Source organism: Paenibacillus phoenicis (assembly GCF_034718895.1).
Classification (GTDB): domain Bacteria; phylum Bacillota; class Bacilli; order Paenibacillales; family Paenibacillaceae; genus Fontibacillus; species Fontibacillus phoenicis.
Window position 1 is genome coordinate 806,285 of record NZ_JAYERP010000001.1, and the last position, 23,037, is coordinate 829,321.

Genomic DNA, 23,037 nt, shown 5'->3' on the forward strand with positions numbered 1-23,037 from the left:
TCAAATCTCGGAACTTTGAAATGTGGTTCGTGTTGGTGGATCTCATCGATTCCTGAACGAGAGGGGAGTTTAGCGATGGCAGAGTCGAAGGAGCTTACTTTGGTCCAGCGTTTCTCGATGATTGCGCTGAATGCACAGCGAAGCAACATGATGACAACCGTGAAGAAAATCTCGCTCCGTGCGATGGCGGCAGCGGTCATCCTGGAGGTGCACTTGGAAGGCGGCATCGCCGCTGCGAATGGCAACATCGAGGATGCACCCGTGCCGGGGAAGGACAATTTGCACGTAGACTTGGCTTACCGGGAATTGATTTTGCAGTCCGTTCGATCAAAAGCGCGTGGACGTCAACTTTCGCTCACGTGGTGGTTGAAGCGAGCCTCTTCGCTGCCTAAGCGAACATTGACTCGTTTTGAGCGTGTCATGGCTAAGACCCTTTTCGATCTGGGCATGTTGGAGGAGATTCCGAATTTGCTCGGGTGTGATATGTTTTACGAGTCGGCAGGCGTTTCGGTGAAAGAATACCGCTGTCCGATTCATGAATATACGAGGATTACAGAGGAGTTTCGGGCAGAGATTCTGGAGGAGGGGCCCATCAGCGACGATGCGGTTTGCCTGTTGTGGCTGCTGCGCGAAAGCGGCTGTTTGCCGGATCTCTTTTCGCGGAATGAGCTGGATCTTGTGGCGTTAAGAATTAACGAGTTGAACGCAAACTCTTCGCTGGCCCAAACCATCTTACCGCTTCAAATCTACCGGGGATGGGAATTAGGAATAAAACATGCTTTGCGGATAAAAAGAAGCTTTATTCGCACGACGGCCGGCACCGGCTTGCTGTTTCTGTTTCCGTTGCTGGATCGCTCGCAAGCGGTTTTTATTGAGACGGAGGCGTGGTTCTCCGACTCCAAGCAACGCCTGGAAGCCGTCAAGAAGCGGCTTGAGGAACAGGGCCATGTATTTACCGTGCTTAAGGATGGGGAGATCCCGATGATCAAAATTAACAATTTGGTTTATGAAGCAGTCCCTCATTTTGTGAGGGTGCGTGTGCCCATCCAAGGGGTACGACTGCTTCCGAAACGGCCCATCTAAAGGAGTTCTGCTCTCATGTCCAGACAACGATCCATGGAAGCTATTCAAGCTTCGGAGTTCGTCACAATTGGCGAACTGGCCCGATTGACGGCAACCCGTTACAGTACGTTGAAATTCTACACGGAGGAAGGGATGCTGCCCTTCGAGCAGTCCGAGGAAAATCTGACACGTCGGTACCGGCGGGAAGAGACGGTAGAGCGGATCCTTCGGATCAAGCAACTGCGTTCCGAGGGGATGTCCATCCCGGAGGTCAAGGCGAAGCTGATGACGGAATCTTAGAAGCATATGATAAGAATGACCCTGCGAATGGCGGGGTTTTCTTTTTTTAGATATCAGAAAGTATACACTTCGGGGCATTGGCATCCTGATATCGCAAGAAAAACTTCCGATCAACGCGGTCTGTCTACTTTGAATGTACGTCGATAAACGTTTTTCTATAACAGAATCGTTGCTATCGCCCCCTCAGGATCGGTTGTATAATTATGGAAGACTCCAGCCTCTACAGGAATTTCAGAGAATCCTATTATGAGAAAGGGGGATGCTGCGGATGAAGCGCGGTCTTCAGGTGACCAAATCATTAACTTCTTTCCCGCCAGCCCTAGATATGAAATCTAGATCCGAATTAGTGAATGAATTGGGCATTGCGAAATATGACCTGAGTCAATTCATCGTATGATCGATGTTAAGGGGGGAATTTACATGCGAAGAAACGTAGATGAGAAGCTTCGGATTGAACTATTCGAGCTTAGTCATTCCGAAGCTTTGTTTAAGCTCATTCAATCGAACCGGGATCATTTTGGCAAGTGGCTTGAATTCCCTCATCACACCCATACCGTTAACGATACCAGAGCGTTCATTGCTAGAACGATACAGAAACAGGCCTCCGGGAATGGAGGTTGGTGCGGCATCTGGCAGGAGCACCAATTAATCGGAGCCATTGGGTTAGTACAAATCAACCGGAAGGATCAAACAACCGAAATCGGGTATTACCTCGCGCAGGAATATGAAGGGAAAGGAATTATCATCCGATCGTGCCGTGAAGTCATAAAGTATATATTTGAAGAGTTGGCACTTCATCGAATCGAGCTTCGAGTTCACCCCGACAATGCAAGAAGTCGAAAAATCCCGGAAAGACTCGGATTTGTTCAGGAAGGGATTTTGCGTCAAGCGGAATGGTTCATTGACCGTTACATCGATAAAGTGATTTACGGGCTCTTAAAAGAGGAGTGGAATCCAGGCATATGATGATCAGAGCGGAAGAACCTAGAGATGTCCAAACGAATTGAACGGATTCAGGGGGACCTCCACTATCCAAAGGCCTTTTTTGAGAAATGAGCCAGGAGGAAGTGTTGTTCGCAGAATGAATGATTTTGAGCGTGTATATGAGATCATGTCCGCATCCTTTCCGGAGATCGAATATCGAACCAAATCCGGGCAAATGGAGTTGTTGTGGCATCCGGAATATCGGCTGATCACCGAGTCGGATGAGAAGGGACAGATTATCGCTTTTTTGGCGGCTTGGGAATTTCCGACCTTTCGATTTATTGAGCATCTTGCCGTAGATCCCTCTGTGAGAGGAGGGGGAATTGGGAAAAGGTTGGTAGATACATTTTTGAAGTCTTCTGACAAACTGACCATATTAGAGGTGGAACTTCCGGAAAATAACGTCTCCTGCAGACGGATCCGGTTTTACGAACGGCTTGGCTTCCATCTCAACGATTACAGCTATGTCCAGCCGCCGCTGCGGTCCGGTGGAGCCGAGCTTCCTCTGAAAATTATGAGTTACCCGAAACCTCTCACTCAAGAGGAGTTCCTCGCGTGCAGAGCGCTTATTTATAGCAAAGTATATCGCGTGCCTGAGGCTTTAACATGGGCCATCCTGCGAAATAACAACAACGGAGGGATGAGATGAAACGTTTTTATCTAATTAGGCATTGCAAAGCGAATGGGCAGGAGCCCTCGGCGGAACTCACAGAAGAGGGACGTCAGCAAGCGGAGCAACTGGCTGATGTTTTGTATGACAGACCGATTGACCGCATCGTTACCAGCCCTTATCTTCGAGCCGTTTCCACGATCCAACCGTTAGCAGAACGATTGGGCTTACCTATCTATCAGGATGATCGGCTCTGTGAGCGAGTTTTGGCTTCTCATGAATTGCCGGACTGGATGGATCATTTAAGTAAATCGTTTGACGATCTCGATTTGAAGCTGCCCGGAGGGGAATCTTCACGTGAGGCGATGAACCGGGGAGTCTCTGCCATCAAGGACCTGATTCAACGGCCAGAGGAGAATATGGCTGTCGTTACCCACGGGAATTTGATGTCCTTAATCTTGAAACACTATACTGGTTCATTTGGGTTCAAGGCATGGAGCCGGCTGACGAATCCAGATGTGTACCTGCTTGAATTCTCTAGCAGCGGGGGGACGGATATCCAACGTTTCTGGATCTAGACTGACAACGAAGCGAAGGAGGTGTAAGCCTTGTCTGGACACGAAGAAATGTTAAACGGTGGAAACGTCAATCAGGTCGTGAAAGTAGGGGGAACAGTTCGGAAAGCGAATTAAAAGAAGGCCTGATCTATTTTACTTTGAGGAGAAGAACCTTTTAAGCATATACCCGAAACCAAGGCGTCTCTAGAAAACGGGTAGAGGCGGGAGAAGCTTGGGCCAAATCGCTGGGTTGTAAGGAGATCGGCTCGGATACGGAGCAGGACAATCGCGGGAGTCAAGCGTTTCATCAACGCATTGGATTTAGGGAAGCTGGCAGAATCGTGGCGTTTATTAAAGCCATTGATTGACCTCGAAAGGAAAGGATGAATTAATATGTCCCATCTCATCGGAAAGCAAGTGGTTTTTAGACAATATCGTGATTCGGACTTGGACTATAGCATTTTCATGAGTGTATTAAAAAGCGAGTTTGAGCAGCACTCATGAATCGCTTTGTAATTATGACGGTCGGAATGACGCATAGCGGAAAAACGACATTTGCCGCGGAGCTGGAAATCGCCATGGAGCCTGATGCAGTCGTCATTGATCAGGATAATCATGCAGCATTTATTAACGCCCATTATCGGAAGCTGCGACCCTCAGAAGGGCCAAACACGTTAAAATTCTCCATCACTAACACGATTGTGACGTATGCGGTAGATCATAGTTCCATGCACATCATTTTAAGCAATTCGAATCTGCATGAACCCTCGCGAAGGGATGTGCTTCGCTTTTTTCAGGAGAAGGGGTTTAAGCGTATTCTGGTTTACTTTGATCTGCCCTTGAACTTGTTAGAGGAACGAATCAATAGGACGCAGAGAAATAAAACGATCTTTCGCAGTGCATCTAGTTTTCAAGGAAGTCTTAGATCGACAAAGAGGCTTAAAACTGGATCGACCGACTCCAGAAGAAGCGGATTATTTCTTTGTCATCAAGGATCCGTGCGACATCCCTGCAATCATTGCGCAGATCAAGAAACTCATTACATTGAACGAAGTGAGTTTGCCCAAAAAGCTATAGCCCAAAAGTACAGGAGGGGATCGGCAACGGCCGGTTTCCTCCTGTTCCGATTTTTTTGGGGCGATATAAGGTCGTTGTCTGGAATTCCTCCCGCTTCTACCATAAAGGGGAAACAGTAAGGCTTCTTAGTCCGTCTTGCGAATCCCTTGCATAGAAGAGGTGACGAAAAATGAAAACGATATCGGAGTTGGAGCAGCGGTTAAGCGAGCCCTCAGACCGGCTGATTCGGGATCTGGCCCAACTGGACGGCGATGTGCTGATTCTTGGGGTCGGTGGAAAAATGGGCCCCAGCTTGGCGAAGCTGCTCGCCCGGGGCTTGGCCGCCGCAGGGAAGACCACGAAGGTCACCGGCGTGTCGCGGTTTTCTTCAGGAACGCTGCGGGAAGAGCTGGAGGCTGCCGGCATTCGCACCATTTCAGCGGACCTGCTGGATGAAACCGCGATGTCGCACTTGCCGGAGGCGCCAAATGTGATTTACATGGCTGGCCATAAGTTTGGAACGACCGGGCGCGAGTATTATACCTGGGCAATGAACGCTTATTTGCCAGGGCGGGTCGCGGAGAAGTTTAAGGCGTCGCGGATCGTCGCTTTCTCGTCCGGCAATATTTATCCGCTGACGGAGATCACGAAAGGCGGGGCTTCCGAAGAAACCGCGCCTGCGCCGATTGGTGAATACGCGCAATCCTGCTTGGGGCGGGAGCGGGTGTTTGAGTATTTTTCTCGTAAAAACGGTACTCCGCTGGTCAACTTCCGGCTGAATTATGCGATTGATATGCGTTACGGCATCTTGCTGGAGGTCGCCAAAGCGGTGAAGGAGCGGGAGCCCATCGACCTGAATATGGGCATGGTCAACGTCATTTGGCAGGGGGACGCCAATGAAATGGCGATTCGCTCGCTGCTCCATTGTGCTTCACCGCCGAAGACGATCAATGTCACCGGACCGGAGACCGTATCGATCCGTTGGCTGGCCGAACGGTTTGGCGAAGCCTTCGGGATCCAGCCGATATTCACCGGGGAGGAACAGCCGACCGCATTATTGAGCAATGCCTCCACCTCCCATGCTTTATGGGGGTATCCGCTAGTTTCCTTGAGACAAATGATGCATTGGACGGTCGAGTGGATTGAGGCCGGGGGCGCAACTTTAGGCAAACCTACGCATTTTCAGGAAAGGGGAGGGGTGTTCTGATGGGCGAGCAACCGCAGTTGAAACCTGAACTGAACCAGCTGCTGCATCGCGGAACCGTGATCCCCGCGCACCCGCTGGCGCTGGACGCGGCGCGCCGGTTGGATGAGCGGCGGCAACGCGCGTTAACGCGGTATTACATCGCCGCCGGCAGCGGCGGAATCGCGGTCGGTGTCCACTCGACGCAATTCCAGATCCGCGACCCTGAGATCGGCCTGTTTGAACCGGTGCTCCGCCTGGCCGCCGAGGAGGTGGATGCCGCCGGGCTTCAGCGCCCGTTCCTCAAGGTGGCGGGCATTTGCGGCCCAACCGACCAGGCCGTTCGCGAAGCCGAGCTGGCCGCCGGGCTCGGCTACGACCTGGGGCTGGTCAGCAACGGCGGGCTGGCGGACTACAGCGAAGCCGAGCTGCTCCGCCGTACGGAAGCGATCTCGGAGGTGCTTCCCGTCTGCGGCTTCTATTTGCAGCCGGCCGTGGGGGGAAGGCGGCTTAGCTTTGCGTTTTGGCGCGAACTGGCCGAGCTGCCGGGGGTGAAGGCGATCAAAATCGCCCCCTTTAACCGTTACCAAACGCTGGATGTGGTACGGGCGATTTGCGAATCCAGCCGCCGGGACGACATTGCCTTGTATACGGGGAATGACGATAACATCGTTGCCGATTTGCTGACGGTCTACCAATGCCGCACCGCCGCGGGGCAAACGGTGGAGAAGCGAATCGTTGGCGGCCTGCTGGGTCACTGGGCAGTGTGGACGTCCAAAGCGGTGGAGCTGCTAGAGGAAATCCTCGCTCTCCGTGAAAGCGGAGCCCCGATTCCTTCGGAGCTGCTAACCCGCGGCATCCGAATTACCGATGCGAATGCAGCTTTTTTTGATGCGGCGAACGGGTTTAAGGGCTGTCTTCCCGGCATTCATGAAGTGCTGCGGCGCCAAGGCTTGCTGTACGGGAGATGGTGCCTCGATCCGGAGGAAGAGCTGTCGCCGGGACAAATTGAAGAAATTGATCGCGTCTATCGCGCATATCCTGATCTTAATGATGATCAGTTTGTCCAAGCCGGGTTGCAGCAATGGCTGGGTCATTAACGTGTGTGGCTTGAGAGCGGTCAGGAACCCTTGGCCGAATGAGGAGACATGAGGGAGGCAAGCAGAATCCATGGCGCTTAAGAAGCAAGGAAGCTTGGAAACACGGCGTTTTTATTGGAATGAGGAGGATCGAACATTTATCGTGGATGCCTGCCGCAGGCATTGGCCGGAGGAAGTGGAGCAGGTGCTGCACCGGGCCAGGTTGGCTGCGCGGAACACGTTTATTTTCACCCATCGCTGGGATATGGAACGCTGCGAAGAGGAAGTTACCTTCGAGAACGGGATCAATTGGTATTACCGGCATAACGAGGATTTGGAATGGCTGGTGATGCTGAACCGCGCGAGGTACATGGGCGAGCTGGGGCAAGCGTATTGGTTAACCGGCGATGAATCGTACGCTCTGGCGTATATTCGGCTGTTGAAGGATTGGATGACGCAGAACCCGCTAACGGAAGCGGAAGTGCGGGAGAGCGCCGGTCGAAGCTATAACGTCAAGGACACTTGGCGGAAGCTGGACAGCGGCATCCGGATCACGCATTGGCTCAAGGGCTATTATTGTGTGCGCGGTTCGAAGCATTGGGGGGAGGAAGAGGAAGCGTTATTCCTCGAAGCGGTCCGACGTCACGGGATGTATCTGAACATCGCTTATACGCCGCATGACCGGCAAAGCAACTGGGGCTTTCTCGAAACGAATGGCCTATTTCAACTGGCGCTCTTGTTCCCTGAACTGGAGGAAGCAGCAAACTGGCTGCAAACAGCGATTGAACGACTGGCTGAAATGTGTCCGCTCCAAGTCTATGACGACGGCCTGCAAAATGAACAAAGCAGCATGTACCACCATGAGGTGCTGCATTGCTTATTTGAATCGGCGTGGCTTGCGGAGCTTAACGGCATTACGTTACCTTCTGTCCTGCGCGATACCTTAAACCGTATGTACACCGCCTCGCTGACGATCGTTCAGCCGGATGGACGCCAGCCGAATTTTAGCGACAGCGACAGTACGGATATCCGCGATGTACTGGCGCGAGGGGCGGTGCTGTACCGACGGGGGGATTTGAAGTCGCAAGCTTACGCTGTGCTGGATTACGAAGGGATCTGGTATTTCACGCAAAAAGGGTTCGAGCTTTACGAGCAACTTGAAGCTAAAGCGCCGGATTTCGTCTCCAAGGAGCTGGCGCAAAGCGGGTATGCCTTCATGCGCAGCGATTGGCATCGGGCGGCCCGTTACCTTTGGTTTGATAACGGGCATATGGATGTGATTCGGGCCCACGGTCATGACGATGCCCTGCACATCAGCCTATTTGCTTACGGCCGCGAGTTTCTGGTTGATCCGGGGCGTTGCACCTATATGGAGAACCGGGATCGTCAGTATTTTAAGGAATCGCTCCAGCATAATACGGTCTCTGTCGACGGGCAGACGATTTCGGACTATGTGGATTCCTGGAAGTGGAACAACGTCGCCCGTTCGCTGGGCCGCGTATGGCGGACCGCTCCGGAATACGATTATGCCCAAGGGGGCCATGACGGCTATTGGCGCTTGTCCCGTCCGGTTCAAGTGCTGCGGCAAATCCTGTTCGTCAAGCCGGATTATTGGGTTGTCGTCGACACCTGCCGTTCCCATGGAGACGCGGAGCATGCGTATGCGCTACCCTTTCATTTGGCCGAAGGGCTTGAAGTGCGGTTTCAAGCCGATGGCCATCTCGTCATCGGAGACGCTGGCGATGGCGAGGGACCCGTGCTGCGAATTTTACCGGTTCACCCGGTGAAGATCGACGTGGAACCCAGCTGGATTTCCCGTAACTATAACGAAAGAACTCCGTCCTGCAGAGTGATCCTTCGCCAATCTGGCCAAGGGTTGACGCAGTTTGTTACGGTGTTATACCCTGCCCAGCGGCAGAGCGAGGTACCGCCGGTCATCCGTCTGCTGGACGTACGGGACAGCTACGGTAATACCGTTCCAAAGGAGTTGGCAACGGCCCTGTCGATTACGCATGGCGGCGGGGAGGATGCGGTGTTATTTTCGCACCAGGGTCCTCGAAGTTATCAATTTGCCGGCGTTCACCTCAGCGGCGATGTGCTGCTGGTACGCCGATCTAACGCGGCAGCATCCCCCATTGAATCGTATATCGTTAACGTCTAGCGTGCATGCGATTTTGGGGCGATTTAAGGACGTTGAACTCTAATTCGGCGTCCATTACTTTGAAGATAACCACAACACCACTCTCATCGACCTTCTTGAAAAAGCTTACACGGGGTGGAATAAGCAAGGGGGATGGAAATGGGACGTCTGGGTAGAAAGCGGAAAGGCATAGGGGCTATCGTCATATTGACGTTCATGTTGGTCGTATCGGCTTGTTCCGGAGGAGGGAACGGGGCTCCGTCCAGCAATGGCGGCGGTGAGGGACAACCGCAAAATCAACCGCAGGAGGCGGCCGACAAACCGGTGGAGCTGAGACTCGGCTATTATTCCTCGGCGCAAACCGATGCCAAGATGCAGGAGCTGATCGCCAAGTTTCAGGAGAAGCATCCGAATATTAAGATCAAGACGGAGTCTTCACCGTATAATCAGTTCTTCCAGAAGCTCGATACGCAAATCGCTGCCGAAAGCGCGCCCGACCTTTGGTTGTCCGACGGCGTGCTTGTCCCGAAATACGCAGAGCGTGGCGTGTTAAAGGACTTAACCGAATGGATTGAACGGGATTTGCAGAAGGACGACTATTACGGACTTGACTTCAACAAGGACGCGAACGGGAAATATTGGGGCGTCCCGCAGGGCATTCAAATCGCGGTTCTCTACTATAACAAGGACATGTTCGATGAAGCAAAAGTGGAGTACCCAACCGAAGACTGGACCTGGGACGATCTCAAAGCAGCGGCTGAGAAGCTGACCAAGGATTCGAGCGGCGTGTATGCGACCGATCCCGCTTTTGACAAAAACAAAGTGACGCAATACGGCCTAACGTTCTTCAGCATAACAGAAGGCTGGATGACGGTGCTGAAATCGTACGGCGGCGGCGTGTTGGACGAAACGTTGACGAAGTCGATCATCAATACCCCGGAGAACAAGCAAGCGATGGAATGGATCGTAGACGGCATGCAGCGTGAGCTGTTAACAACCCCTTCCGATTTAAAAAGCTTCCAGAGCAACATGGCCCCCTTCCCAAGCAAAGCGGCAGCGATGCGCATCGGGATTTACGCCCGCACGATCGACGCCAACGCGGCAGGGCTTAATTACGACGTGACCTTGCTGCCTAAGGGTCCGGAAGGCAAGCGGTTCTCCCCGGTAATCGCCAACTCCTGGGTCATCAATAAGAAGGCGGAAGGCGCCAAGGGCGAGGCAGCCTGGGAATGGGTGAAATATTGGGCGACCGAAGACGACGTACAAAAAGAATGGGCCAGCTTAGGCGAAGCGGTGCCGGTGAAAAAATCGGTGGCCAACTCTGAGCAATTCTTAAGCGGTAAGCCCGACAACAAGCAGGCGTTCCTGGACAGCTTCGAATTCGCCGGAACGCTGGACGTCAACGCGGTCTGGAGCGAATGGGTCGGCAAGTTTGGAGACAGCATCAACCGGGCTTTCGAAGGCGAGATCAGCGTCGACGAGGCGTTAACTCAGTCGGATAAGGATGTGCAGCAGGTGCTGGACGAATTTTATAAGAAATAAGGCCGGGTTGTACATTTCGATAAGAAAGCGTGATGAACATGGTTGAAAAATCGGTGGAACTTCGGACGGGAGACGTGACTCAGGTCGAGTCTCCTCCGATTCGCCGAAGACGAAGTCGCTTGCATAACGACGGCAAATGGGGGCTCCTGATGGTGACCCCCTATATCATTCATTTTCTCGTGTTTGTACTAGGTTCGCTGCTGGCCTCCTTGTATTTCAGCTTCTCCGAGTATGACATCCTGAATCCGCCGAAATGGACCGGATTGGACAACTACACCAAACTGCTGAACGAGCCGGTTTTCTGGAAAGCGCTGTGGAACACCGTCTATTTCACGATCTTGTTCGTGCCGCTGCAAACCTTTTTCGCCCTCGTCCTGGCGGTGGCGTTAAACCAGAAGCTGCGGGCATTAAAGCTGTTCCGGCTGGCGCATTTTTTGCCGGTCATCTCCTCCTGGACGGTCATTATGTACGTATCGGATGCGGTGTTCAACCCGCGGTTTGGGTTTGCCAATTCACTGCTGCAATCGATCGGCCTAAGTCCGCAAAAATGGCTCCAGGACGAACATCTCGTCATTCCGCTGCTCGTGCTCATCGCGGTGTGGAAGGGCATCGGGTACATTATGGTGATCTATTTGGCCGGACTGCAAAACGTCTCCTCCGAGGTATACGAGGCGGCTGAAATCGACGGTGCGGGGACGATCCAGAAGTTTCGCCGGATTACGGTACCGCTCATTTCGAGCACCACCTTCCTTGTGCTGATCATGAGTACGATCTCAACGTTCCAGGCGTTTGAGCAAATCTACGTCATGACCGGCGGGGCGATGGACGCTTCGTCCGCAGGCGGGCCTAACAAAGCGAGCCTGGTGCTGATGATTTACTTGTATCAGGAGGGCTTCTCGTTCCTGCGCATGGGGTATGCTTCCGCCATCGCCTGGGTGCTGTTCGTGATCCTGTTCTTGCTGACGGTCGTCCAAATGACGCTGCAGAAAAAGTGGGTGCATTACGAATGAAGAAGAAAAAAATCGCCGGTTACATCGTCATCATTTGCAGCTCGCTGATTATGTTTTTGCCTTTTCTCACAACGGTGTTTAACTCCTTGAAAAGCTATGCCCAATACACCAAATTTCCGCCGGAATGGCTGCCTTCGCCGGTGCAGTGGAGCAATTATGCCGAAGTGTGGAAGCTCGGTTCGTTTGGCCAGTATACGATGAACAGTGTCATCATCACGGTGCTGTCGGTGATTGGCGCATTGATTTCCTGCTCCATGGTGGCGTTTGCGTTTGCCCGGCTCAAGTTTCCGTTCAAAAACACCCTGTTCCTCGTCGTTCTCGGTACGATGATGATTCCGCCGGTCGTACTGATCATTCCGCAATTCGTGATCTTCAAGTCGCTGCACTTGCTCGACACGTTGACGCCGCTCTGGCTCATCGAATGGTTGGCTCAGCCGTTTGGTATTTTTCTGATGCGGCAAGCCTTTCTGGGCATCCCCCGGGATTATGAGGAGTCGGCCCGGCTGGACGGCTGCAATCCGATGCAGATTTATTGGCGGATCTTTATACCGATGTGTAAGCCTACCTTCGCGACGCTGGCGGTATTTACATTTATGACAAAATGGAACGAGATTTTGTCCCCCGCCATCTTCTTAACCTCGAAGGAAAACTTTACGCTGCCGATTGGCATCTTGTCTATGGCCGGCCAATGGTCGGGTAATGAACAATATATGGTCGCCGCCGCGTTGATGAGTCTGATTCCGATCCTGCTCGTGTTCTTGTTTGCGGAGAAGTATTTTGTGCAAGGGAGCAATTCCGCGGGTATTAAATAAGGCAGCGGATTTCTGCCAAGGCAGCAATTCACGGAAAAGGAGGGAGCTTATGCGTTACCGGGTTGCATTGATCGGGGCTGGCGGCATTTCGCGCCATCATTTGGACGCGATCCGGCAGTTGGGGCCGGAGCGGCTGACCGCGGTGGCGGTGGCGGAGCCGGATGAGGCGAAGGGGCGGGTGGTGGCTACGGAATATGGCTTGAGATGGTACGACGACTATCGGGAGATGATCATTCAGGAACAGCCGGACATCGCCATTATTGCGTTGCCGCACCATCTGCACGAGGAATGTGCCGTCTTCTGCGCGGCAAACGGCAGCCATCTGCTGCTGGAGAAGCCGATGGCTTTAAGCTCGGCGTCCTGCGACGTCATTCTGAACGCGGTGAGGGAAGCGGGCGTCACATTGATGGTCGGGCACACGCAGCATTATTTGCCGGAGAACCGGCAAGCGAAAGCCTTAATCGGAAGCGGCCGGCTGGGCAAGCTGGTGGCGATTCACGACACCCGGCATAAAGCCTACTTCGAAGAGGACCGGCCGCGTTGGTTCCTGGAGAAGGAGAAGGCGGGCGGCGGCATCCTGATGAATTTGGGCGCCCACTCGATCGACAAAATCCAATGGCTCACCGGCAGCCGGGTGACCAAGGTTAAGGCGGTCCTAAGCTACGAAGCGCCGATCGGTAATGTGGAGGGCAGCGGTGTGGTCCTGGCGGAAACGGAAGGCGGCATCGGTGCAGTGATTGTTCAATCCGGCTATCCCGGTGTGGCGAAAGATGAGACGGAGCTGATTTTTACCGGCGGAATGGCCAGGTTGGTTTCGCACCAGGGACTATGGATCAGCCGTGATGGGCAATACGAGCCGGCAGAGGAATTCCAGGCTCAAGAGGCCGAAGAACCTTTTGCCGCACAGCTTGATGATCTGCTGGATGCGATCGAGCATCACACCGAGCCGGAGTGCTCCGGCGAATACGCCAAGTCCGTGATTTCTGTTCTGGAGGCGGTGTACCGTTCGCAGGAGGAGGGGGCGGAGCAGGTTGTTAAATAACCCAAGAACCCCCGCGATGAAATTCAGTATCTGCTCCACCGGACTCAAAGGGATGATCCTCGAAAAGGTGCTGGAAGCAGCTGCCCAGTTGCAGCTTCACGGCGTTGAGCTGTGGGACGGCCATCTTGAGGCGTATCTGGACAGCGGCGGCTCGCCCGCTGAGCTGCGGCGGCAATTCACAGAGCACCAGCTTGTTGTGCCAGCGATCAGCACGTATGCTACTTTTTCCAAAAGCAAAGAAGATTGGGAGCAGGATCTCCAGCACATCCAAAGGGCAGCCCGCTGGGCGGCAGAGCTGGACTGCCCAAGGGTTCGCACGTTCGCCGGACATCTGCCTTCCCGTGAGGCGAACTCTGCGTTATGGGAGCAAGTTCAATCCGGGTTGTGTGCGGCGTCGGAGGTTTGCGCGCAGTTTGGCATTCGCCTGGCCGTCGAAATGCACAACAATACGCTAGCTGATACGGAGGAGAGCCTCGCAGCACTGCTGGAGCTCGGGGGACCCTCGGTGGAGCTGATTTTCGACGGGTTTAATTTTTTCGTGGATCAGCTGGACCCGTTACCGGCGTTGCTGAAGTTCTATCCCCGAATCACGCACGTTCATGTCAAAAACTACAAATGGAACCACCACGACTGGGCTCAAAGCGTTCCCGTTCCCGTGCTGCAGGGAGACAGCGACCAGCGTACAATTCTGCAAAAGTTGGTGGAGCTGGAGTATGGCGGATTCGTCTCGTTTGAATATTTTGGCGATCAGGTCTTGGAGTTAACGCGGTTGTCCTATCTCGAAGTGGCAAATCAATTCTCCGGCGGAGGTGCAAAACGTCCGTGAATCTGAATGTCGCGGTAATCGGTCCAAGCGACCTGGTGGATAAGGTCGTAGAAGTGGGTAGCTTGTTTCAGGAGCTCACGATGATCCCGACTCCCTATTCGCATGAGCAGGAAACGTTAGGGGTTGTCGCCCGCGTTCGGGAGCAGGCGGACATCTTGTTATTTACGGGACCGATCCCCTATCATCTGGCGCTGGATCGTGAGCCTGGCGTTCCGATGCTGCATGTGCAATATTCCGGGACGGCGTTGTATAAGGTATTGTTTGATTTTTATCGGAGTCGCCTGTTCGATTTGGAGGAGGAAATACGCATCAGTGCGGACGTGCTCTTACTGCATGAACTGGAAGAGCAGCTCGGCGAGCTGGGGCTGATGCATCGGAAAATTTATGTCAAACCCTACAGTACCGGAATCCATCATGAAGATTTGGTCGCCTTTCACTATAATTTGTGGAGCCGCGGACTCGTTCATGCCACCGTCACTTGCCTCACTTCGGTATACCAGCAGCTAGTTGAGCTTGGCGTTCCGGCCTTTCGCGTCGTCCCTACGCAATCCGCGATTCGAGACGCCTTGAACCGGGCGTTACTTGAGGGGAAGAGCCTGCGGTTATCCAGCAACCAAATGGCCATTGGCATTTTGAGTATCGACCACTTTGAGCGGGTGGTGAAGGAGGCGGCTTCCGATTACGAAATTCAACGCAAAAAAATCATCCTCCAGCAAATCCTGATCGACTTTGGCGAAGAGACCCAATCCTTGATTAATTGGACGGACTCCAATGAGGTCTCCTTCATTACAACACGCGGAATCATTGAACAAGTGACCCGCAAATTTGAACAGGCCCCGCTGCTGCTGGAAGTGATGGAACGGCTGCAGTGGAAGGCGAGCATCGGGATCGGGTTAGGTCGAACGGCAAATGAGGCGGAAGGGAAGGCCCGCGAGGCGCTCCTGAAAGCCAAAACGAGCGGAGGCGGTAACTGCTTTCTGATGATGCAGGACGGGCAGGTCTACGGGCCAATGGGGTCGGAGCTGACGCTAAAATATTCGGCGCGCAGCGAAGATCCCGAACTGATCTCGATGGCCAAGAAGGCCGGGTTAAGTGTCGGGACGCTCAACCGCTTGATTTCCCTGTGTCGAAGGTTGGACAGCTCCACCTTAACCGCCGCCCAGCTGGCCGAAGGGTTTGGGATTACGCTGCGCAGTGCCCGGCGGATTATGGCCGCGCTGGAGAAATACGAACTGGCCACGATCGTTGGGGAGGAGCAGCCGGTGGGCCGCGGTCGCCCAAGGCAGATATATGCGCTGCATATCGACGGATTTTTTTGACGGGGCAAAAATAGGTGTTTCGACGGATAAAACGGGCGCTCGGTCGGCATACAATTGGGGATATACACGATGCAAAGGGGATGAAGCCGATGGACCGCCTGATACTGCCCGCCGTGCCCAACATCCGTCTCAGCGATGAGGCGCGAATCCGTCGCGACTACGAACGGTTCCGGCATACCGGTCTTCCGGACCGGGTTGAGGCATACCTGTTGGCGGAATATGGCATCGACGTATCCTCGAATTATGGACCGGCCCCGATCAAGAACCCGTTTGGGAAAGCCGCCGGTCAGCTGTCGCTGAATGATTCCCAAGTCCGTACCGATGCGCAGACGGGCTTGGGGTTTGTCGTCCTTAAGACGGTGATCGCGGAAAACGGACAAGGCCAGCGTTCGATGGAGGCTTGGGCCATCAAGGATACACGGATGAAGGTGGAGCCCATCGTAGGGAAGGAAACGGGCGAAACCGGTTGGAACGTGACCTGGAACGGACGAGGTTGGCATGGGACTTTTGCAGAATACTTGCGCTTTGTCTCCGCCTCCCTGCAAATTGGACGGGAATGGGGAACCGTTGTCGTGCCTTCCTGCAAATATCATTTGCCGGCAGGGGACGACGATTTCGCGTTGGAGGAATATTGCTATACGACGCAGAGCTTGGCTCAGGTATGGCAGCAAGCCGGAGAAGCGGGGCCGCTTCAATTGGAAAAAGATTTTAGCCCAACCCTGGCCGGCTCGGACCGGGCGATGCAGCAGGAGGCAATTCTGCGGTGGTATCGCGAGGTGCCTAAGCTGATCCGATCGGCTTTGCCGCCGGGCGAAATTCTGCTGGGCATCAAGCTGATGAATACGGTGTTTGATGATGACTTCCAGCTTCAAACGATCCGGACGTTGATTGAGGAAGGCGAGGCTCGGCCGGATTACCTGATTTATGCCAACCGATTATATGACCGCACGCGTCTGGATTCCGGGGGAGGCGGGGCTGCCTACGGCGGGCCCGATCTAAGCCGGCGGAATCTGTGCATGCTATCCCGATTACGCAGGCTGGAGCTGCAAGGAAAACTATCAGCTCCGGTTCCCGTCATTTCGGGGACAGGGGATGTTCGCTCCGGGAAGATAGCCTTGGAATACGCGCTGCGCGGTGCGACAAGCTTGCAGATGCACACCTTATTCCAACTCCCCTCCAGCGCGTATGGCATGACCCGCGGCAGCAAGACGCAGCGGGCGTTGCATGAGCTGTATTTTCATCCGGAGAACGGGTTGGTGACTTGGATGCTTCATTTAAGAGAGACCGGGGAGATCGGATATCGGGAAGGAATCGCTGCTTTCCGCGACGTGACCACCTGGTATCAAAAACAGGGACGTGATTTCTTCCTAAGGGGGATGATTCATGAACGCCAATGTTAATGAGGTTAGACAAGCCCTGGAATGGGGGATTATACCCGCCGTTCCGGTGCCGCGAAACCGCGAGGGGCGAATTCACCTGCAGGCGCAGGAAGCTTACGCCGGGTATCTTGCGGAGCAATCGATTGCCGGGGTGGCCGTTTGGGCACATACAGGACGCGGCTTACATATGGAACGTTTCGAGCGAATGGCGGTGTTGAAGCAGTGGAAATCCGCGCTTGGAGCGTCTAAGCTGCTGGTTGCCGGCGTTGGCGCGCTTCCCGATCCCCGGCGGCTGGGCTCTGCGAAGATCAGCCAATGGCAGCAGGACAGCTTGGCCATGGCAGCCGATGCGATCCAGGGGGGAGCGGATGCGCTGCTTGTTTTTCCGCCTTCGCTGTTCCGGGAGCTCCCGGACGCAGAACAGGATGAAGCTATCGTAGAATATCATCGCGAATTATCGAGGTTAGGCGTCCCGCTCATTTTATTTTATTTGTATGACGAGGCCGGGGGGATTGGCTATTCCGCTGAGGTATTGCGGGCCTTGCTGTCTCTGGACATGACGGCAGGAATCAAACTGGCGACGCTCGACAGCGTCATGACGCTGCAGGACGTATCCGCGCTAATGTCTGAAGAGTTCCCGGAGCAGCTGCTGCTCACAGGGGAGGACCGGATGTTTGGCTACTCCTTGATGCGAGGGGCTCGCGGCGCTTTAGTGGGGTTGGGTGCTGCATATCCGAACATCCAGCATGATTTGATGCAGGCGTATGCATCGGGGGACTTCGAGCGGTTTATGGAGTTATCCGCCCGGGTGGACGGCTATGCGGAACGAACGTTTTTCCGCCCGATGGATAAGTATATTTTGCGCATGCTTTGGTGTCTCGTATTGTCCGGTGTGATCCCGGAGGAGGCGGCAAATGACCTCGCCGGATACGAGATGACCCGGCAAGAGATCACCTCTCTTCACCGGGCCATTCAAAGGTATCGGTTGTATTAAACCATGCCTGCGGTTAGTCCTGCGGCCAAACGGCGGTGATGTAGCGGTCTAGGTCATAGGCCGACGCCCAGTAGTAGCCGGGGGCCACGATCCGCTGCGGCAGAAACCCAACTTCCCCGGACGGGAAGGACAGCGCCTCGGACGAACCGCTGGCGATGCCGTCCGCATCGGTCACCATTTCGATGTAGCGGCCTCCGCTCTGCGTAAACCGTCCGTAAACCGTGGCAGGCACGCCTTCGCCGGTTTCCAGATCGACAACTTGCAGTTGGACGACGGCCCGTGTGCCGTCATAGGTCACGTTCATTCCGCCAACGATCATCGGCCGCAGATCGGTATAGGAGGCTGCCGTCGTGGCGGATACCGCCGGCGTGGTGGCCGGCCCGATATTGCCGCTGATGTCCGCGGACGCGACCTTATAGTAATAAGTTGTATTCGGCAGCAACCCCGTGTCCATATACGTCAAATTGCGGGAGCTTCCGGCCACATGGGCCTCATCCGGCGTAAAGTCCGGTTCCGTTCCGCGATAAATCAAATAATGCTCGATGTCGGAATTGTCCGTCGCCCGCCCGTAGCTTAATTGTATCGTGTGGTCGTCAATGCTTGTGACCAGCGGCGGACCCGGCAGGGCAGAAGGCGGCTCCGTATCTGCGGGATCCACGCGCCACAGGTAGCCGCCCGGGCCCCAGATGGATGGCAGCCAGCGGATCGAGTCGTAGTGATGCATGGCGATGCCGGCGAAGGCGGGATCGTCCTGGAACGCCGCATACACCTTATCCAGCTCGGCCTCCATATACGTGCGCCCTTCTTCGCGGAACGTGATCGTTTCCGGATCACCGCTGTTTGCGATATCCAGCGTTTCCACGCCAATGACCACCGAATTGGGCTTGCCGATGGCATTGGCGTAGCTGAGCTCGCCTTGCGCTTGGGCAATGATGCCGACTCCGCCATCCGCTACGTCGCGATAGTCCATAATCGAGATATAATCGCTGAGATCCTGAACATGCTCGGAGAGCCATTTGGTTTGCCCGTTCCATGTAATCTCTTTGGTGCCTTCGCTGCTGTCAAACCAGCGGGGAATCGCCGGGCCAAAGGGCAGGCCAATGCCGGCGGTGTTCCGGCGATCGATCATTTTTTGCAGCACATCCAGGTATTGCAGTTGAACGGAAGGCTTCTCCGCATTAAACTCCGGCAGGATGTACGGTTCGATATCTACGTTAACGCCATCAAAGCGTTCTTCTGGCGCAGCAGCGATATTGTAATTGATGATTTTCTCAATTTCTCGTACGGCATGTTCATGAAACGGCGACAAAGCTCCCATGTAGGGCGGCGTCGTGCCGCCGGCGATGCAGGCGTGCACCTGATAGCCGTTATCATGGGCCCAGCGTACAAAATCGCGTACCTTGTCGGGGGACTCTTCAAGGATATCCACCCCGCCGTAAGGGAACACGCCGATATAGAAGGTTGTGATGGGGTCGGAATCAAACGTCGCCGTGTCGTCGGCAAGGGCTTTGAGCGCGGATCGGGAGCCGGGGTTCAGAAAGAGGTTGTAGGCAGCTTTTTCCCAGATCCACATCGCTCGATCTTGTCTTTCCAACGTGATTGGCTCGTGGGTTCCTTTGCCTGTGGAGGCATAGACGGTCATACTGCGGCCGATATTGCCATATTCGTCGGTAGCTCGGGCTTCCAGACTGGAGGTTTTGTCGCCGAGCCCTTTCGTATTCCAGACATATTTGTAGACGTTTCCGGTCTTTTTCGCGGGTTGCCAGACTCCGCCGTTCATCCTCACTTCAACCGATCGGATGCGGTTTCTGGAATTGACGCTGACTTGAATTGAGGTGGAGTTTCCTTTCAGCTTCGCCCCGTCAAGCGGGTTCGTGATCGTGACGTGAGGTTTTGCGATCTGGGGATTATCGACGTGGACTGTAATGGGCTGACTCGATACCCCGTATCGGGTTGTGCTTTGGGTCCCTCTGGCCAGCAACGTAATCTCGCCATCATACCGGCTGGTATCCAGTTCAGCAACCCATACGCCCGAGGCCTCGCCTTGTTCGCTGTTGATCCGGGTTGGCAGTTGATCGGTGCCATTGACGATCAGGACGATGTTGTACGCCTCCGTGTATTGGCCTGATACGGTGAGCGTTCCTACTTCCACTTCATCTCCGTGGGCAGGGGTGTCAATCGTTACGAGGGAAGCAGCTGAGACCGTTGGTAGGGAGCCAAGCGGATAAAGCGGAAGTAGAGAAGCGATGCAAAGAGCGGCGAACAGCTTAACAAACCTTTTTTGCTTAGCAAATAACGCAAACATCTTGATCTCCTCACTTCCTTCTTTAAAATGATGAGACATTTTTTACCATTGTAAACGCTTTACAAATAAGTGAATAGTTCCGTAAATCGTCCGAAAAAGAAGGCTTGTCCAGTTCACAACAGGGAGGTTACCGCAGAAGAACAGAAAAACGCCTCTATTCACGAGGCGCTTCATGATTAGTAATTTCAATTCGCTTGCTATTCTTTGATTCTCCTAAAAATAAGCAAAAACGAAGAATAGAAAAAAACTCACACAGATTAAGGAGGTGCTATATTTTAGGAGAAGTAAATGATTTAGCAAGTTCCACTCCACGCCCCAACGATCTGCTCCATCACTTGAACGTTTCCGGGACCGAACGATGCGATACCGGGGGAGCTTTTCAACTTTAGACTCCATGATGTTCCCTCCTAATAAAGGATTGATCTATTCCTCCCGAATCTAACATGAACTAAAATGATTTACCTTAAAAAGATTAATTTTCAACATTCGACAATTTCTCCGCACGAGAGTGTGTATAATTTCGTTAAGAGAAAACAAGCCCAGGGTTTGCAGAACAGGGCGGACACCAATGAATCCAACGATACTTCAAGAAACCATCCGCTCCAAACAGGAATCCATGCGCTATGCGGGTACCCTAATGAACTGGTAAACCATAAAGCGGTCCCGCGCTTAGATGATCATATCCGCGATTTTATCTCAAAGTCCCCATTGCTATTTATGGCGACGAGTGATGCTGCGGGCAATTGCGATGTTTCTCCGCGAGGGGATGAGGCTGGCTTCGTATTGGTCTTGGACGACCAGCATTTGGTCATTCCTGAACGGCCGGGTACAAACGGTTTGACTCTTTGGGCAATATTTTGGAAAACCCGCAGATTGGGCTGATCTTTGTCATCCCCGGGTTGAAAGAAACGTTGCGCATTAATGGACGTGCATGCATCGTCAAGGATCCGAAGCTGATGGAGCGAATGAAAGCCAAAAACAAGGTGCCGTTACTTGGAATTGGCGTGCAGGTCGAGGAATGTTACATCCATTGTGCCAAAGCATTCATGAGATCGCAGGTATGGGAGACAAACACCTGGTTATTGAAGGCTGCTTTGCCAAACCCGGCAGCGATTCTGGCTGAACATACGAAGAAGCTGGGCAAATCGCAACAGGAAATTGAACAATCGTTGCAGGACAGCTATAAGAACCGGTTGTATTGATCAAGTCATGCTTTCACGAACCAGATGAAGGGAGCGGTAATGACATGTCGATGAATCAGACCGATACATGGAAAGGGAAATCGAAAACAACAAGATCACGAATCCGTCCCTGCCGTTGGGCCGCTTGCTTGCTTCCTTTATCCATTGTGCTGTCCATTAGTGTAACGGGGTGTAGATTCACCGATCTTTCTGAAAGCCCCTCTCCGTCTGGCGATGGGCGGGATCGTCCTGTGGTTAGCATCGTCATCTCCAACCTCGGCATGACCTTCCCCGAAGGCATGGACGAGAACGATAACCGCTATTTGAACTATATCGAAGAGCAAACCGGCCTGGACGTCCAGGTCAATACGCCCCCCACCGAGGTCTATGATGAGAAATTGGATGTCATCATGTCCTCGGGGAATCTCCCCGACATGCTGCACGCCTATGAGCCTGTATGGTTCGACAATTATGTCAAGCAAGGGGCGCTCCTGCCATTGGATGATCTTATTGATCAGTACGGCCCCCACCTGAAAGCGAAAATCCCCTCTGAAGTATGGGACAGAGTGAAATACGGCGGCAAAATTTATGCCGTTCCCAGCTTAAATGAAGTGACGGGCATCGAATTGATGTACGCGCGAAAAGATTGGTTGGACCGGCTGGGCCTGGATCCGCCGAACTCGCTGGATGAGTATTACGAGGTGATTCGTGCCTTTGCTCAGGACGACCCGGACGGCAACGGTCTGCAGGATACCGTGGGTTTGACGTTCACGGCCAACCTTGGACGGTCCTCACCGTTTTTTGGCGCCTTCGGAACGCAGCTGGATACCTGGTTTGAACGGGACGGACGGTTAGTATATGGCAGTATCCTGCCGGAAACGAAGGAAGCGCTTGGCTTTCTGGCCCGGTTGTATCAAGAAGGATTGCTGGAACGGGAGTTTCCGTTAAACCTTCAGACGAACCTGTCTGAGAAGATCGAGTACGGGAAGGTGGGGCTGTTCTCCGCAACCTGGTACGATACACGCGGCCCGATTGCGGCCAATATGAAACGCGACCCGAACGCCCGCTGGATTCCCTTAGAATATCCGACAGGACCAAAGGGGGACAAAGGGGTATACGGGATCGATGTCATCCGTGGATACAACGTGATCCCTGCCAGTTCGCCGCATGCGGCTGAGGTCATTCAACTGCTGGACTTTATCGCCAGCGATTATAAAACGTTGAAGCTTGGCTTTGAGAATGAAATTTGGCGGCGGGAAGGGGATCGGATTGTGACGGACTTCGCTCTGCATGACGAGAGTCTGTACCGCGGGATCTATCAGTCCTTGGTGGACGTTCCCGATGAGACGTTGTTTAAGCAGCGGCTGGATTCTCTGGGGGATTTTAACTTGTATAACAATATCCAGACCATCCACCGCAATATTATGCCGAACGCGTTTTACGGAATTCCGACCCCAGCCATGGGAAAATACAACGAAAATCTAAATCGATTGGGGGACGTATTTGTCAAAATTATTTTAGGCATCGAACCGTTGGATGCGTTCGACCGGTATGTCGAGCAGTGGAAGGCGGCAGGAGGGAGTGAAATTACGAAAGAAGTGAATCGCTGGTACGAAAGCGAGAACAGGAGATAAGGCAAGCTTCTCGGCTTGGAAG

The 23,037-nt window shown here is 53.6% G+C and carries 19 protein-coding genes and 2 pseudogenes; 20 read left to right on the plus strand and 1 reads right to left on the minus strand.

Translation table 11 applies throughout. From position 1 onward, the window contains the following. Positions 1 to 75: 75 nt before the first annotated feature. The 18 genes and pseudogenes from U9M73_RS03760 (at position 76) to U9M73_RS03845 (ending at position 17,895) form a co-directional block, all read left to right on the plus strand. Positions 76 to 1,083, plus strand: a complete 1,008-nt coding sequence (locus tag U9M73_RS03760) for a GPP34 family phosphoprotein (RefSeq protein WP_323076352.1) — start codon at positions 76 to 78, stop codon at positions 1,081 to 1,083. Between the two features lie 15 nt (positions 1,084 to 1,098). Then, complete coding sequence (locus tag U9M73_RS03765; protein WP_323076353.1) at positions 1,099 to 1,362, plus strand: helix-turn-helix domain-containing protein; 264 nt, start codon at positions 1,099 to 1,101, stop codon at positions 1,360 to 1,362. 420 nt (positions 1,363 to 1,782) lie between these two features. Then, entirely contained in the window at positions 1,783 to 2,328 is a 546-nt protein-coding gene (locus U9M73_RS03770; RefSeq protein WP_260071289.1) for a GNAT family N-acetyltransferase, read from the plus strand. A 115-nt stretch (positions 2,329 to 2,443) separates the two neighbouring features. Further along, positions 2,444 to 2,995, plus strand: coding sequence for a GNAT family N-acetyltransferase (locus U9M73_RS03775; protein ID WP_323076355.1), 552 nt, complete (start codon positions 2,444 to 2,446; stop codon positions 2,993 to 2,995). Beyond that, positions 2,992 to 3,534: a histidine phosphatase family protein gene (locus tag U9M73_RS03780; protein WP_260071287.1), complete on the plus strand. Its 543-nt coding sequence runs from the start codon at positions 2,992 to 2,994 to the stop codon at positions 3,532 to 3,534. Before U9M73_RS03775 ends, U9M73_RS03780 begins: the two co-directional genes overlap by 4 nt. A gap of 179 nt (positions 3,535 to 3,713) precedes the next feature. After that, a pseudogene (locus U9M73_RS03785) lies at positions 3,714 to 3,881 on the plus strand (GNAT family N-acetyltransferase); the annotation flags it as partial. A gap of 162 nt (positions 3,882 to 4,043) precedes the next feature. After that, positions 4,044 to 4,709: an ATP-binding protein gene (locus U9M73_RS03790; protein WP_323079057.1), complete on the plus strand. Its 666-nt coding sequence runs from the start codon at positions 4,044 to 4,046 to the stop codon at positions 4,707 to 4,709. Positions 4,710 to 4,759: 50 nt separating this feature from the next. Beyond that, complete coding sequence (locus tag U9M73_RS03795; protein ID WP_260071285.1) at positions 4,760 to 5,776, plus strand: NAD-dependent epimerase/dehydratase family protein; 1,017 nt, start codon at positions 4,760 to 4,762, stop codon at positions 5,774 to 5,776. Beyond that, positions 5,776 to 6,852, plus strand: coding sequence for a dihydrodipicolinate synthase family protein (locus U9M73_RS03800; protein WP_323076356.1), 1,077 nt, complete (start codon positions 5,776 to 5,778; stop codon positions 6,850 to 6,852). Before U9M73_RS03795 ends, U9M73_RS03800 begins: the two co-directional genes overlap by 1 nt. A 70-nt stretch (positions 6,853 to 6,922) precedes the next feature. Next, the gene (locus U9M73_RS03805; protein WP_323076357.1) at positions 6,923 to 8,992 is read left to right on the plus strand and encodes an alginate lyase family protein; all 2,070 of its coding nucleotides are present in this window, start codon (positions 6,923 to 6,925) and stop codon (positions 8,990 to 8,992) included. 138 nt (positions 8,993 to 9,130) lie between these two features. After that, a complete protein-coding gene (locus U9M73_RS03810) occupies positions 9,131 to 10,513 on the plus strand; it encodes an ABC transporter substrate-binding protein (protein WP_260071282.1) in 1,383 nt (460 codons plus the stop codon). Positions 10,514 to 10,545: 32 nt separating this feature from the next. Beyond that, on the plus strand, positions 10,546 to 11,523 hold the full coding sequence (locus tag U9M73_RS03815) for a carbohydrate ABC transporter permease (protein ID WP_407673879.1): 978 nt from the start codon (positions 10,546 to 10,548) through the stop codon (positions 11,521 to 11,523). Further along, positions 11,520 to 12,335 (plus strand): carbohydrate ABC transporter permease, encoded by an 816-nt coding sequence (locus tag U9M73_RS03820; protein ID WP_260071280.1) that lies wholly within the window; start codon positions 11,520 to 11,522, stop codon positions 12,333 to 12,335. The genes U9M73_RS03815 and U9M73_RS03820 overlap by 4 nt, the downstream gene beginning before the upstream one ends. Positions 12,336 to 12,384: 49 nt before the next feature. After that, entirely contained in the window at positions 12,385 to 13,377 is a 993-nt protein-coding gene (locus U9M73_RS03825) for a Gfo/Idh/MocA family protein (protein ID WP_260071279.1), read from the plus strand. Beyond that, positions 13,367 to 14,203: a sugar phosphate isomerase/epimerase family protein gene (locus U9M73_RS03830; protein WP_323076358.1), complete on the plus strand. Its 837-nt coding sequence runs from the start codon at positions 13,367 to 13,369 to the stop codon at positions 14,201 to 14,203. The genes U9M73_RS03825 and U9M73_RS03830 overlap by 11 nt, the downstream gene beginning before the upstream one ends. Beyond that, the gene (locus tag U9M73_RS03835; RefSeq protein WP_323076359.1) at positions 14,200 to 15,522 is read left to right on the plus strand and encodes a helix-turn-helix domain-containing protein; all 1,323 of its coding nucleotides are present in this window, start codon (positions 14,200 to 14,202) and stop codon (positions 15,520 to 15,522) included. The genes U9M73_RS03830 and U9M73_RS03835 overlap by 4 nt, the downstream gene beginning before the upstream one ends. 89 nt (positions 15,523 to 15,611) lie before the next feature. Next, positions 15,612 to 16,922, plus strand: a complete 1,311-nt coding sequence (locus U9M73_RS03840; protein ID WP_323076362.1) for a hypothetical protein — start codon at positions 15,612 to 15,614, stop codon at positions 16,920 to 16,922. Beyond that, complete coding sequence (locus U9M73_RS03845; RefSeq protein WP_323076363.1) at positions 16,906 to 17,895, plus strand: dihydrodipicolinate synthase family protein; 990 nt, start codon at positions 16,906 to 16,908, stop codon at positions 17,893 to 17,895. Before U9M73_RS03840 ends, U9M73_RS03845 begins: the two co-directional genes overlap by 17 nt. Before the next feature lie 13 nt (positions 17,896 to 17,908). Here the strand turns inward: U9M73_RS03845 and U9M73_RS03850 are convergent, their stop codons facing one another. After that, entirely contained in the window at positions 17,909 to 20,200 is a 2,292-nt protein-coding gene (locus U9M73_RS03850; protein ID WP_323076365.1) for an Ig-like domain-containing protein, read from the minus strand. A gap of 612 nt (positions 20,201 to 20,812) precedes the next feature. Between U9M73_RS03850 and U9M73_RS22145 the strand changes: the two are divergent. Then, a pseudogene (locus tag U9M73_RS22145) lies at positions 20,813 to 21,402 on the plus strand (pyridoxamine 5'-phosphate oxidase family protein). Between the two features lie 44 nt (positions 21,403 to 21,446). Further along, a complete protein-coding gene (locus U9M73_RS03865) occupies positions 21,447 to 23,015 on the plus strand; it encodes an extracellular solute-binding protein (protein WP_323076368.1) in 1,569 nt (522 codons plus the stop codon). The last annotated feature ends 22 nt before the right edge of the window (positions 23,016 to 23,037 follow it).

Coding starts and splice junctions, on each gene's coding strand:
- U9M73_RS03865 (WP_323076368.1), top strand. CDS start 21,447: ATGTCGATGAATCAGACCGATACATGGAAAGGGAAATCGAAAACAACA.
- U9M73_RS03815 (WP_407673879.1), top strand. CDS start 10,546: ATGAACATGGTTGAAAAATCGGTGGAACTTCGGACGGGAGACGTGACT.
- U9M73_RS03825 (WP_260071279.1), top strand. CDS start 12,385: ATGCGTTACCGGGTTGCATTGATCGGGGCTGGCGGCATTTCGCGCCAT.
- U9M73_RS03765 (WP_323076353.1), top strand. CDS start 1,099: ATGTCCAGACAACGATCCATGGAAGCTATTCAAGCTTCGGAGTTCGTC.
- U9M73_RS03800 (WP_323076356.1), top strand. CDS start 5,776: ATGGGCGAGCAACCGCAGTTGAAACCTGAACTGAACCAGCTGCTGCAT.
- U9M73_RS03770 (WP_260071289.1), top strand. CDS start 1,783: ATGCGAAGAAACGTAGATGAGAAGCTTCGGATTGAACTATTCGAGCTT.
- U9M73_RS03795 (WP_260071285.1), top strand. CDS start 4,760: ATGAAAACGATATCGGAGTTGGAGCAGCGGTTAAGCGAGCCCTCAGAC.
- U9M73_RS03790 (WP_323079057.1), top strand. CDS start 4,044: ATGACGCATAGCGGAAAAACGACATTTGCCGCGGAGCTGGAAATCGCC.
- U9M73_RS03845 (WP_323076363.1), top strand. CDS start 16,906: ATGAACGCCAATGTTAATGAGGTTAGACAAGCCCTGGAATGGGGGATT.
- U9M73_RS03850 (WP_323076365.1), bottom strand. CDS start 20,200: ATGTTTGCGTTATTTGCTAAGCAAAAAAGGTTTGTTAAGCTGTTCGCC.
- U9M73_RS03760 (WP_323076352.1), top strand. CDS start 76: ATGGCAGAGTCGAAGGAGCTTACTTTGGTCCAGCGTTTCTCGATGATT.
- U9M73_RS03805 (WP_323076357.1), top strand. CDS start 6,923: ATGGCGCTTAAGAAGCAAGGAAGCTTGGAAACACGGCGTTTTTATTGG.
- U9M73_RS03775 (WP_323076355.1), top strand. CDS start 2,444: ATGAATGATTTTGAGCGTGTATATGAGATCATGTCCGCATCCTTTCCG.
- U9M73_RS03780 (WP_260071287.1), top strand. CDS start 2,992: ATGAAACGTTTTTATCTAATTAGGCATTGCAAAGCGAATGGGCAGGAG.
- U9M73_RS03810 (WP_260071282.1), top strand. CDS start 9,131: ATGGGACGTCTGGGTAGAAAGCGGAAAGGCATAGGGGCTATCGTCATA.
- U9M73_RS03820 (WP_260071280.1), top strand. CDS start 11,520: ATGAAGAAGAAAAAAATCGCCGGTTACATCGTCATCATTTGCAGCTCG.
- U9M73_RS03840 (WP_323076362.1), top strand. CDS start 15,612: ATGGACCGCCTGATACTGCCCGCCGTGCCCAACATCCGTCTCAGCGAT.